Raw genomic sequence first — 13,512 nt, 5'->3', positions numbered from 1 at the left:
GAAGAACCACTGAGTTTAATCTCAGTGGTTTTTTAACGCCATGGGCGCCATGGGGACGGTTCTCATGGTCCAATTGGGATTGGACCAAAAGAACCGTCCCCATGGTCCCCCAGACACACGCCACTAATTTATTTTGGTGCCTTTATTAAATGGTTGTTTGCTCTGAATATTTTTTGAAATTATCTAGAATCGCCTGCCATCCTTGTTGTTGTAACTCAATTGAATTCTTAGTTTCAGCATCAAAAGTTCCAATTACTTCGGTTACGTTATCTTGACCATTAAAAGTGATATTAACTTTTCTTCCATCACCCAGTGTATGCGCAATAACCTCATGTAATTTCACTTCATCATAATTCCACCAAAATCGAAACCAAAACTGCCATCTTTGGCTTCCATTCTTGAATGGAATTTCCCTCCTGCTCTTAAATCATTCTCAGCAATTGGTGTGTGCCAGTCATCTGAAGCTGAGTTCCATTTTGCCAACAAACTTAGCTATGGGAACAAAAAAGGACAGAGAGTCTCAAAACCCCTGTCCTCTTGGTATGAATTTTGTCCTTTGTCGGTACCGGACACCATTGTCCTTATACGCGACACCATAGCTAATTACGTTATTTTAAACCTAACTGACTTAACACCATATCCAACGTTATACCCTTGTAAGTATCTTTCGCTTTAGGGGCATCTGGAACGGAGTCATTTTGTAATCCATAGTTTTTAATGACATAGTCCATATCCTTTTTATCAACAGTGCCGTCGAAGTTCAAGTCGGACCCTGATGTATTTTTACCCCAATTTTTTTGAAGTTCGATTGCATCTAATACATCAATGACATGATCTTTATTAACATCTCCTGCTTTAGCTGGAGATAATAAATAACTCATGTCCCTTCCAATTATTTCACCTCGAACGTCATACGATAACACTAAAGACTTAGAAATCGTAAAATGACCTGGTACATCAAGAGTCACTGTATAAGGATTTATATCAGCTTTCATTCCACCAGCAACGTAACTACCAGATTTGTTTATCAAAGGAGCATCAACAACTGTTTTTCCATCATAAGACGTAACTGTAACTTTTGCACCAATGGTTCTGTGGTCTAATGCGTTGTTTCGCCCGCCTGTTAAAGGATTAAGCATGCCCTCAAATTGTAATGAACCCCATAACCTTGAGTAGGTTGGTTTCAGTTTAAAAGTCTCCATATAAGTATAAACATTATTTGTTTGTACATTTAATTGATCAATGGTCGTTCCTTTCATCTCCATATCATACCAATTGACAGGAGTACCTTTCGAATAAATGTTAGATGTTTGTAAGTCGAAATTTACTAACTGCATATCTTCTGGTAAAGCCTTAGTTCCTAAGTAGTTAAATGTAATCGTATAATACGTATTTAATGTATCTGATGTGGTTGTTACTATTACTTCTGCATTACCATATTGCTTCACTGCATCGCTTACAACGACATTTTTTATGGTAGCTAAGTCACCATTGTCCTTGATGACTGGAATCGTCATCTTGGCAGTTTTTAAGTTTTTAATATTATTCGAACGTATCGAATAATTGACTGTATCTCCAGTCGAAATAGATTGTTTATTTGCTTTTAAATAATAATATGGTCTAGTATCAGTAACAAATGCTACCCGTAGCATTGCCGTAGCATCTGCAGTAAAGTTTCTCGCAGCATCCATTCCATAGAACTGAACTTTTAAAGGTGCCGCTTGCTGTTTAACAAGGATTTGATCCTTGTAATCTCCATTTTTATCAGTATAGATTGGCTCATATGGCCATGGTCCATTGTAAAAGGAAACAACTGAATTGTTTGATTGATCAACAGGAATACCTAAGCGGCTTGCCTCTTCCGTTTCAGGATCCTTCAAATTAATGTTAAAGTCATATAAAAATTGTCCATTTGAATCAAGCTGACTTAAATTATATTCAATAACCTTTTGATCTAACGAATCAAAGGTAGAAGTCATCGTTGGTGCTCCAACCTCGTAGATGAAAGAAGCTTCTTTAGAGAATGTTTTCCCTTGATTATTCGTACCAACCATTTTTAATTTGTAATGACCCGTTTTGGCAATGACAAATTGACTGCTTACCGGATTTTTCGCATCACCTGTGAACGGATAGTAAGACCCATTAAATCCACTAGTATTAGTTAATAGTTGGTTTTCAGGCAATAAATGCCCATTGTAAGATCCTAATATACCAAGATCTTCACCGGTTGTTCCATCTTGTAATACTACATCTATAGTCTTCATATGTGACTTTAAAGAGAATTGGAATGGCATGTAAGGCATTGCTTGTTCCGGCCAAGCGGTATCAGCCGAAAACATAGGATTAGAAATCTTAAATGCATCTATTCCTTCATTTACTACTCGACCACCAAATGGGATTTGGTAGGTTTCCGTTGGATCTTCATTATTTGTAAAAACGATATATCCCTCATATGTTCCTTTTTCAGCTGTCTTTGGAATAGACAGATTAAATTTGATTACATGCTGGCTATTTCCTTCTATATTAACTGAAGTTGGGGCATCCAATGTGACATTATTTAAAGCTGCATCTTTAGAGCCTTGTATTCCAGTTTGGAATTTCACATTGACATTAAATGTTTTTGCTTTTTCACTTCGGTTTTTTAAGATAATATTTCTACCCTCTGAAATATCCTGGTCATCAAACCCAATCGTTCCAAAGCTAAATCCACCCGTTAATTCTCTTATTGTTTGTTCATTTCTATGATTAAGAGTAGATGTTCGATCGTCTACTTGGATCTCAACATTCGAATGAATGGCTTCATAGGCATCCACTTGACCACTACCGATTTCGAATACACTATAATCTTTTGATAGCGGATCAGCTGTATTCATTAAAATAGATTTAATGTCAGCTGGTTCAAGATTGTCGTTCGTTTGTAATAGTAACGCTGATACACCTGCCACATAAGGTGTTGCCATCGACGTACCGGATAAACGTGAATAGCCATATTTATAGTCCTCTGGTTTAGACCCATCGACTGTTTTATCATTTATATAAAATGGAACAGTGGATAGAATAGAAGCTCCAGGTGCTACTACCTCAGGTTTAATATCATAGTTTACACGTGAAGGCCCTCTTGAACTGAAAGCTGCTAATTCATTGCCAGACGTTTTTACCTTCGTATAATCGCCAAAAGTAATATCTGTTTTACCCGCTTTTACGGCTGCTAAGATAGCTAGTCCTTCCGCGTTTGTGACAGTGAATGAAGGAACCGCATCGACTAACTCGCCTACAAATGCTTGGATGGGACCTTCTGCCCTATTTATTTCATCATTATATATAAGTACCCCAATGGCACCTTTTGCTTTTGCATTTTTAATTTTTTCTATTAAGGAATTCGAACCCCGTTTAATGAGAGCGATTTTTTTATCTACAATCTTCCCATTAAAATCAGCAGGTCTACCTAGTCCAACATCAACCAGCTGATAGGTGTTTCCTTTTAATTGCGTTAAATCATCCTTATAGTTTCTTGCTAGCTGTCTTAATGAATAATTAACCCCATTCTGTACGCCAGCAAATTGATAGATATCAATGGCAACTGTGGATGCACCAACCGTTAGTGCCAATGCCGAAGCTCCTGGTGAACCTAGCGTATACATTTTATCTCCACTATTCCCCGCTGCAACTACGGTGGTTACCCCACTTAAAACGGCATTGTTTACAGCAATCGAAGTCGCGTAAAGTGGGTCATTTAAAGAATTGCCTAATGACATATTAATGACATCCATACCGTCATTCACAGCGCGATCGATTCCGGCAATAATGTCATCACTTGAACCCGATCCATAAGAACCAAGAACACGATAAGCAAAAAGATCAGCTTCTGGTGCTGCACCTAATGTTTTATATTCACTATCCGCTACACCTCGGCCTCCGATAATACCCGCAACATGTGTACCATGCTCTGTATAGTAGGCACGACCACTACTTATTTCTGGTTTACCTGATTTTTTCCAATCGGCATAGGTTGTTTCCATTGGATCATTATCATCATCGACAAAATCAAATCCGCCTTTATAGGCATCCTTTAAATCAGGGTGGTTGTAATCCATTCCTGTATCGAGTATCCCTACTTTAATTCCTTTACCAGTAAAGCCTTCTGCATGCAGACGATCTAGTCCATCATAAGGCGCATAATTCGCCACATTTGCTTCATCCGCTTTTAATTGCTCGCTATCTGCGGCAGGCGGGTCGATTGAAAATGTTTCGTTGCTCCAAACTGATTTTACTGCTTTTGATTTTAATAGATTATTAATTTGGTTAGCTGGAAGGCTCATCGATACACCGTTAAATGCATGTTTATAGGAATGGTGAATCTTATAATCTACCGCTTTACTGTTTTCGTCGGTTAAAATTTGTCCTAAATCCTGATTAAAGGTTTCATGATCTTTTTGTACTAAACCTGCTGCTTCCGCTTCTGATAATGATTGACCTTCTGCACTTGCCTTTATTTTGGCCACTTTAGCAGGCTTATTGGCAAATTCCACAATAACAGATGTTTGTTTGGTAGACTGTAAGTCAATATCCGATGAAATTTGGAGCCCAGATGTCTCAGTCGTAGAAAGTTGATGAAGAGCCGCTCTTTGTTCAGATGTTAAATTAGCAAGCAAATTTTCAGAATTCGAATAACTAACCGCTTTCGTAGTAATTGGTACTTGTCCAATAGAACCTAAAATAAAGCTAGATGATATAGTAGCAACAGCTAAGCTTTTGACAATTCTACTTTTGTACGATTTTTTTCTCATTTTTTTCCTCCAGGTCACTTTATTACATATGTAAGTGCTGATGAATAACGAAACGATGTTTAAATTGTTTTTCCATAACAAATTACTTATGTATTTATAATTATCCAATTTATTCGTAATATTGTAAATTGGGGTAAAATTGAATAATTTATTAAAAAAACGCATATTTCGATAGATTATTTTAAAAAACTTGAATCATTATTACACAACAAATAGGCATCCGAATGGAATCATTCGGATGCCTATTTGTTTACAATTAAATGATTTTATTTCGTAACAGTTACTTTTGTAGCAGCACTTACGTTGCCAGCTTCGTCTTTCGCTGTTACGTATAGGATTGTGCTTGCTTTTTGTTTTTCAATGGATACAGTGTAATTGCCATCTTTATTAACTGTTGCAGTTCCAATTATTTTTGTGCCTACTTTGATTACAACTGTGGAGCCTGCTTCAGCTTTACCAGTTATTTTTGTAGTCTTTGTAGTTACTTTATTTACTATTGGTGCAGTCGGAGCTGTTTTGTCAATCGTGAACTTCACAGTTGTTACGTTTCCAGCATTATCTGTTACTTTTACAGTATAGGTTCCTTCCTTACTTACAACGGTTCCATTTGATATGGCATCACCATTTAATGTTGCCGTTCCTTCACTGAATAAAACAGTTACATCATGATTATATAGACCATTGTTGCTTACGCCCGTTACAACTGGAGCCGTTTTATCAATGGTGAACTGGATAGTTGTTTCATTTCCAGCTGCGTCCGTTACGACTAATGTGTGGCTACCCTCGCTCGTAACTGCCGCTCCGCTTGTGTAATCTTTGTCATTTAATTTAGCAGTTGCTTCATTAAAGGTAATGATCACATCCTTGTTGTAATGCCCATTGTTTTCTACACCAGCTGCCCATTTCGCGTAAAGTGTTGTAACCTCTGTCACTTGATCTGTCGTAAAATTCCATGCTGTTTTACCTGCAGAATCTTTATACCAACCAAGGAATGCATATCCAGTTCTGGTTGGTACTGTTGGAGCTGTAATGGTAGTGTTATATTCTGCTGTCGCACTTTCTACTGAACTACCATCCTGTTTATCGAAGTTAACTTTAAATTTTTGAAGCTTGAACGTTACATCGATCGTATGATTGCCAGTTACGTTAGTTAACGTGTACGTGTCGCTTGTTAGCGTTGCATCCACACCGTCAACCTTCAACGTAGCAGCCTCATAACCGATATTCGGTGTAATCGTGAACGTTTGATCTTTTCCGTGATCCACAGAAACCCAGCCGTTCGGGTTAATCGAACCATTGCTGTCCGTTGTTGCCCTGATCAAGTATGCCAATTCGTCACTTACGAAAATATCAAATGTGGCATCGAGATAACCAGGCGCGGAAATGGTAAACTTATAATCACCTAGTGCATCGAACAATGATCTGTCAACAAAGGTAAATTCCGTAGCTGAAAGCGTGTATTTGCTAGGATCAACTACTTTGCCATTCATCGAAATAACTGGCGCGGCTGCAAGCCATGCTGAATCCTGTCCATACTTAATAGTAATTGGTTTTGATTCTTGAATATAAGCAATTTTTGAAGCAAACACTGGCGGGTTGCTCTTAACTACTTGAGTTACGGTCGTATCAGGATAGCAATACGCTTTAAATTTAATCTCAATATTTCCTGTCGCTGGAAACGCCGTACCTGGTAGTGTAAGCGTGATATTGCTATCATCTGACGATATTGTTGTATCCGCTTTAACCGATACTCCTCCTACCGTAATATCACCTGAAACTGCCTTTGCAGCAGTTGCCCATCTCATGTTTTCAGCATTGTTCGGTACAGTCATAATGACCGGCTTGCTAACACCACTTGGTGTCAAAGTAGGCGTTGGTGCTGTTCTTTGAGCAAATGGTTGAGCAATGGTAATAGGTGTAAAATAAGGCGATTTGAACTTTATGCTCTTATTACCTGCAGCCGTATTCGACTGTGTAGCATTTCCGTCAATCGTTACTGCCCCTGTACCATTTGTTACAGATGTTGTTACAAAAGGTTTTACCGTTGTATTTTGAATTGTAACATCGCCATTGTCTATCGTTAGATCTGACGTTGACGCAAGGAAAATTGAACTTCTCCACAACGGATTATCATCACCGTTTATCGTGTAAGAAATGGTGTCGCCATACTGCGGTGTTCCTGCAGGTGTGGAAAGCGTAAGTGCAGGCGCTGTTTGCGGTGTAACAGTTGCAGTCACACTATTGTCAGCATAACCTGGAGCTGTAACAACTAAACTCCTTGAAACTGCACCACCACCATCAGTTCTTACCAAATCATATGGAATCGTTACTGTTCCTGCTGTTTCATCAATGACAACTCTAGTCTTGATTGTATTTCCGCTAAATTTAATATTGCCAGTAGTCTTTATTGCAGATAGCCAATCAGATGCTGCTGTACCAGGAGTAAATGTCATCACTAGTTCTTGTCCTGCGTAGATTGTACCTGCCGGTTTTGTAAGTGCTATACCTTGCTTGTAGAAAGGCTGATCTACTTTCACAGTTTGGTAATTTGTTGCGATCACGTTGATCGTGATGCTCCCTGGAGCTGTAATCAGCGATTTATCAATCTTTATAGGTGTTCCAGGAGCACCTATCGTGATGTTTTTTGTTACAAATTCCTCTCTCGTAATCGTAGTACTGCCAACTTGCACGGCTGTAATCGCATCTCTCCACGCTTGTGAATCGTTTGTAGTTCCAACTCCAATAGAAATTGGGTTTGAATTGCTATCATTAAAATATCGATTCGGTTCGGCTGTCAACGATGGAGCCGCGACAGCATTAATTCTTTGTGCAAATGTATACGATGAGTAATTGTTCGCTTCTATTTTTATATTCCAATCATACATATATGGTCCGACCTGTTTCGAAGGTGTCGAGAAAACCCCTGCCGGGATGGTAAAGTTAAATGTTGTTGCGTTTGGCGGCGTCACTTGGTTAAAGAGCGCTGCAAGTTCAGTTCCCTTATAGGTTGCAACAACATTATTGTCTGGATCTGTTACAGTTATTGACGTAATATTCGGCTGCCAAATATCACGCCAGTGGGCAGCTGTTGATCCTGTTCCATCCGTACGACTAAATGTTAACGCTTTTCCAATTGTTGCAACATTATTCGGTGCAAATAGGTTAAAGCTATTACCGATACCATCTTGCATTTTAAATTTCAAAGTGCGATCCATGTAGCCCGGAGCTTTAAACACAATCGTGTGAACTCCAGATGTTGCGAACAACGATGGATCAAATTCGTATTGTCCTTTGCCAGATACAACTTTGCTAACAATCGAATTAACGGTAGCGCCATTATATACATTCGTAGCTGCTTTACGGTCAACGCCATCAATAAGGATTTGTCCGCCAGCGCCGTCTAAAGCAGCCCTCCAAGCGGCATCTTCTATTTGTGTAACTGTAGAAGCGCCTGTTGCTGGGTCTGGCGTTTTGTAAACGACAGAAAACAATTGAAACGGATTTACTTTTCCGTAATTTACGAAAGCATTTGGATCGTTTGTTTTGATATATGGTACTGGTTTTACGACAGAGTTAAACGCAGTTAAATCCGAACCGCTTGGTATCGTATTAAATCCGGTTAACTGAATCTCTGCACTCGTAGTTGTTACTATAGTTCCTGCTAAAGCTGCTGCATTAGGAGCCGTTGTATTGTATTTGCCGAAGTTTTTGACAATGTAAGCAAAGTCATTGTAATCAATGACGCCGTCAAAGTTTAAATCGGCTGCTCTTGTGTAAGTTGACGGTGTCGCCACATAGGCATTGTAAGCAGCACCTTCCGCCTCGATGTCTTTCATGTCAATCACATCATCGCCGTTCACATCACCCGCAAGCATAACACCATAAGGAACTTTAAAGTTTCCTCCTGCTGCATAACCATATTGTCCTGAGCTGTTCATCGCTAAAGTTCCATAGTAAGTTAAATGCCCCGGCATTTTCATTGTAAAATTGTACGGCTTACTACCAGCCGGCATCGGAAGTTCTGTTGTAAATATGCCAACGTGATTGATGCCTGGGTTTTCCCTTGAAGCACTGCCAGTAGGATCTTGCGCTATTGGCAATTCGGTTGTAATACCGCCTGCATTCGGATCCTCAAATGTAATCTCGACGCCTGAGCCATCAGCCGTTATCGGTGTCGTTCTACCGTATACACTAGATGTCGGATAGGATTGGAATCCTTCTGGTTGAATATTGCCGCTGATTGATGCCCCGCCTTTAACGTAAAGAAATTTATCAAGGAAGGTTGGGACACGATCAATTCCTGTCGTACCACCGCTGTACGTGGTGATTTCCGGAATATTAGCCGATCCTTGAAGCCATACGGTATCTAATCCGGCATCGTTCGTCACTTTGTAAGTGATATCTAGGATAGGCAGTTCCTGTGCAATGCCCTCTTCAATAGTATCTGCTGTATTCAATACACCTTGGGCTTGAACAGCTGCAGGTAGATTGAAATGGAACATAAAATCACCATTGATGTCTAGGTCTTGATGAATCCAACTTTTATCTGTTGTAATTCCTTTAGATGCTAAAAATGCTTTGTATGGTGCACTAAAGTCAATATTCTTAATTTCTGTAAACGGAAGCTCATCGATATAGAACTTCGCGCCTACCACATTTTTAGGATATTTAATGGACAACGTTGATTGAAAGTTATCTCCTTTGGAGACTAATGTTTTGTCAACAAGGAAAGCAGGATCAATCCCATTTAATGTTGTCGATCCTGGTGTTTCCAAACGTTTAAATCTGTTTACGACGTACTCGTTGCCTTTTTTCACAAAGTAATAATATTTTCCTTGTGTTTCAAGATTTCCTGCATACGAATAATCTTCAGGGTAAATTCTGAACATTGTCCCCCAGTTTTCTTTTTCAGGGTCAGCATCCGTATTCACGACGTCATCTTTGGATATACCAAATTTAAATGTTCCGTCCTCATTTAAGTCCAGGAAGTAATTGACATACGGTGCAGAGTTTGAATCTCCTAGCATACCGTCAATTCTACCCAAAGATTGGCTCACGTTCGTATCGGTGTCATAGACTGGTGGTTTAGGAACGGATGTTTCCTTACCAACATTCTTCATATAATCAACGTTTGAGTCGTAAGCTTTTCCTGAGAACCATTTTAACCCGCCGTCTGTCAAAGGACCGTTAGGGTCAATCTCATAAATGCCCGGTTCGCTTCCTGCATCCATTTGCACTGTCGGGGCTGTATTATCAACGTAAACTGAGCTGTTTAATTCATAAAGCTTTCCAGTAGAAGCGTCTATGGCACGAGCCTGAATGACGTATCCGCCTTCATCCGTTACTTTTGTCTGTGACGATTGTTGGGTCAGCTTCACTGTCAGATTCGGATCATCCTTGGAAATAGGAGCCGGATATGGGTTGTAAACTCCGTTTAGCATAAAAGCTAAATGTCTTAAATCCCCAAGAATAAAGCTAGAAGCGCTATAGGAACCGGCAAAACCTATATAATTACTGCCTGTTATGTCCATAACATAAAGTCTAAGGCCGTAAGTTGGGTCAATCGGACTTTTCACTCTAACTCCTGCAAAGGCTGCCGGTAGAACGGCGTACGTATTAGGATTAAAGTTCTTCTTTCCGCCAAGTGTAAATGCTTTTCTTTCAACCTTGAAATCTATACCTCTACTTTGAACGTTAATCGCAAGAGGAATACGATAGGTTTCAGTAGAGCTAGCTGGATTATCAAAATTAATATACGCCTCGTAGTATCCACTTGCAGCCGAAGCAGGCATAGTGAATTTTGCTAGAAGATGAACCGTGCCACCTGCTGGAACAGTGATCGAAGTTAATTCTGTTGCAGGAGATGCCGCATCACTTAAACTAATTTTAGCGCCTTCTTTTGCACCATCTTGTCCGTTTTTCAAAAACGTATCCTTGAAGAAAACGCTGTTGGTGTCGAAGGTTTTAGCAGCAGCACCGTTATTGGTGATATACAAGTCGCCTGTCTTCTTAACAGAGCCGTCTTCTTCACGCGCAGTATAGCCAAACGAAAATGAAGCTGTTGTATTTTCTACGCTAATAATATTAGAACTGGATGACTCATCAGTTGACGAGCGTGATTGAATAAAGTCCTTTACCTTAAATAGCATATTTGTATGCACAGCTTGATAAGGATCCGTTTTACCAGAACCGATTTGAAATAGACTTTGCTGAGTGCTAATAGGGTCTGCGGTTTGCATCAATACGGCTTTAACATCCTCAGGCTTATAGTTCGGATGAGCCGACAAAATCAATGCAGCCATTCCGGCAACATGAGGAGTTGCCATTGATGTACCCGACATCGTTTGGTAGGCATTCGTATAGTCTGTGTTAGTTGGTTCCACAATATCAAAAGGCGCAGTCGAGAAAACATCGACACCTGGCGCAACAACGTCAGGCTTGATTGCCAACGAACCTGAAACTGGACCTGTCGAGCTAAAGGCAGCAAGCGTATTTCCGCCCATCATGTAGTTGCCTGCATTCGTAACAGAGATCTTCTTAATCGTACCGCTTTTAACAGCATTATAGAAGTTTGTTCCGTCATTCTTGCTTATTTGCAACGTGTAGACTGTACCGCCTACTGGACCCGGATAAAATGGATAGTAGCCTTGTTCATCCACGAGAAGATCAGGATTGTCGGCCGGATTCCACAAAATCATGGCTTTAACCTGTTGTTCAGCTGCATACATCATAAGCTGGTTGACAGACGCAGCACCACGCTTTACTAGTACAACTTTATCTGCAACGCTGATATTTTTATTTTTAAGATTATCGTACCAAGCAGGAGTACCGTATCCAGCATCGACAATGTCGTACTGAGTCGAACCGCTAAGCTTAGTATTGGATTCCGTAAAATCCCTTCCAATCAAACGAGTATTAATTATTGGAAATGAATCTTGTTCAGTTGCACCATTTGAATGAATATCGAATGTTGGAACTTGTTTCGGGTACGTAATCGCTCCGACCGTAATCGACTTAGCAGCCGCACCCGGGGTTCCCAATGTGCCAGCGCCTGGACCGGCGTTGCCCGCAGCGATAACAGCCGTTACGCCAAGGTCAGTAATGTTATTGATCGCAACAGAATTAGAAGATAACGAATCATTATAATTCGCACCAAGTGATAGGTTAATCACTTGACACCCATCCTTGTAGGATTGTTCGATTCCGCCCAGAACAGACTCATCACTACCACCATAAGGACCTAAAACACGATAAGCATATAACTCCACTTCAGGCGCAACACCTCTAAGAGCATATGGAGAGCTGTTACGTGATTGGCCTGCAATGGTACCGGCAACGTGAGTTCCGTGTGAAGTAATATAATGACGGTAATCTGTCGGGAAGTTTGGATCTCTCTGTTCAGGCGGAAGCGCATCATTCGCATTCTTCGCAGCCAACCAGTCAGGATATACCGTTTCCATCGGGTCGTTATCATTGTCTATAAAATCTTTACCACCTTGATATAAACCAGCAAGGTCTGGGTGGTTATAGTCGAGCCCTGTGTCAAGAACGCCGACTTTTACGCCCTTCCCTGTAATGTTTTCATTTTGAAGATCGTGGATTTTCAACCAATCAAGAACGGCTGTTTCACCCGATTGTGGGCCTTCTGGACCTGGTGCTGGAACAGGAACAGTTTGCGGCTGAATTGAATTTCCTGATATAGCAGGGCTATCAGAAGTAGCGCTAGTTGATTGTACGTTACTACGATTCTTAGGTATAACAGGTAACAAATCTGGGTTCTTTTGTTGTTCAGAAACCTTTCCGTCACCTGTAACGCTCGCTGGAGCGTCAATCACCTGTGTAGCAGGAATTGGCGCATACTTAACGTTGAGATAAACGCTCTTTACATATGGCAGTGCCAACATATCATTAAGGGCTTTACTAGGCATTTTAACAGCTAGGCCGTTAAATACTTGAGTAAACTCTTTTCCTATTTTAATAGTTTCAGTTACACCAGCATCTTTCAAAGCTCTAGACTCATTAGTTACGAAACTCTTAAAATTGCTGTGAGTTTGAGTGACAGCTGCCTCAGCGCTTTCAAGTGTGACAACAGATGTGCTTTGTTGATTAACAGAGACTGTGTTAACACCAGCTTTTTGATTCAGCATTTGGATTGCCGCCGGATCAACATCAAATTGTACAATTAAATCTAGTTGTTTTGACGAATCTAGCAGCTTCGGATCAAACTGAAGCTTTTCCAAATATAAGTTCTGTAATTGTTGCGCCTGATCCAAGCCAAGGTTGCTATTACTACCTATTTCGGTAGAATGACCAGTGTTTAAAGATTCGGTAGCATATGTTCCGCCTGTCATGGCAAACGTCGGAACGGTATTGCTTAACAGAATAAAAGTTGAAAGCAATATTGACTTGAACATTTTGTTCATTTTACGATGCCTCATACATGATTCATATCCTTTCATAACTTTAATAGATAGAGCAAATACTTTATTTCCTCCATTCACCTTCCCTCTTATAAGACAAATTTAAATAAACTTTAAAATATTTCGACAATTACCTTTCTACTTAAATTATACTTGGGGGTAAATGGACAGTACATTGGGGGAATTTCGTGCAAAATGATAGGATTTTTTGGGGATTGGACGATAGAAAGTTAAGAATTCTACCTATTTCTTTTGTTTCACTCAGATTTTTACAAAAATAAAAGTTGGGGAAAAATTCGTGTTTT

General features: G+C 40.0%; 2 protein-coding genes and 1 pseudogene. All 3 read right to left on the bottom strand.

Annotated elements, in window-relative coordinates; all coding sequences use genetic code 11:
- Positions 1 to 145 precede the first annotated feature (145 nt).
- Positions 146 to 483 (bottom strand): annotated as a pseudogene (locus CHI06_RS15455) (SRPBCC domain-containing protein); the annotation flags it as partial.
- A gap of 125 nt (positions 484 to 608) precedes the next feature.
- The gene (locus CHI06_RS15450; protein ID WP_095249525.1) at positions 609 to 4,787 is read right to left on the bottom strand and encodes a S8 family serine peptidase; all 4,179 of its coding nucleotides are present in this window, start codon (positions 4,785 to 4,787) and stop codon (positions 609 to 611) included.
- A gap of 266 nt (positions 4,788 to 5,053) precedes the next feature.
- Entirely contained in the window at positions 5,054 to 13,210 is an 8,157-nt protein-coding gene (locus CHI06_RS30930; RefSeq protein WP_179292640.1) for a S8 family serine peptidase, read from the bottom strand.
- Between the last annotated feature and the right edge of the window lie 302 nt (positions 13,211 to 13,512).

Source organism: Bacillus sp. 7884-1, assembly GCF_002272245.1.
In the GTDB taxonomy this organism is placed as follows: Bacteria; Bacillota; Bacilli; order Bacillales; family Cytobacillaceae; genus Neobacillus.
Note: the sequence above shows the minus strand (reverse complement) of the source record. Positions and strands in the feature narration are given on the sequence as shown.